The organism is Tsukamurella conjunctivitidis (assembly GCF_007858475.1).
GTDB classification, from domain to species: Bacteria; Actinomycetota; Actinomycetes; order Mycobacteriales; family Mycobacteriaceae; genus Tsukamurella; species Tsukamurella conjunctivitidis.
This window is the reverse complement of the sequence record NZ_VIGX01000142.1, coordinates 1-632: the sequence shown is the minus strand read 5'-3', so window position 1 is coordinate 632 and position 632 is coordinate 1. Positions and strand designations below refer to the sequence as shown.

Genomic DNA, 632 nt, shown 5'->3' with positions numbered 1-632 from the left:
ATGATGAGCATGACGTCCATGGGTGGATCCGCTGCGGGTTCGCGGAACACCGTGACGATGACGACCATGCCGACACCGCCCCAGAAGCCCAGGGCTATGCCACCCATGCGTGAGCCGATCGCGATGCACACCAGCACCACTGCGATCTCAAGAGCGAATTTGATCCAGTCCAATTGAGACCTCCTCAGAAGTTGAAGCCTGTTCCCCGCGACATTGGTGTCCGCGAGCGCTGGTCGACGTCCATGTCGTCCGTTCTCGGATGCCTGTGGTCTACCGGTAGGACCACTGTAGGACCAGGTAGACCAATGCGGAACATCTTCTGAGGAATCGGGTCACGGAGTGGAACAGATCCGTGCGCTGATGCGCTCACGGGTGGGACCGAAGGCCCACGGGGGACACCGCGCCTCCTGCCCATTCAGCGGCAGTCGGCGGCAGTCGGCGAATCATCGCCCGGGACCGCTCCGCCACGCCCTCGTCACGAAGAACCCCGCAGCGCGGCGCCCTGGTCACGAAGAATCCCACAGCGCCACGCCCTCGTCACGAAGAGTCCCGCAGCGCGGCGCCCTCGTCACGACGTGCCCTCCCGCCCCTCAGGCCTGGAGCACGCCCCCGCGCCCACCCGCCAGCGGGGA

The 632-nt window shown here is 65.7% G+C and carries 1 protein-coding gene; it reads right to left on the bottom strand.

Annotated elements, in window-relative coordinates; all coding sequences use genetic code 11:
• A partial coding sequence (locus FK530_RS27085; protein WP_500487566.1) for an anaerobic C4-dicarboxylate transporter family protein occupies window positions 1–173 on the bottom strand: 173 nt, incomplete at its 3' end.
• Between the last annotated feature and the right edge of the window lie 459 nt (window positions 174–632).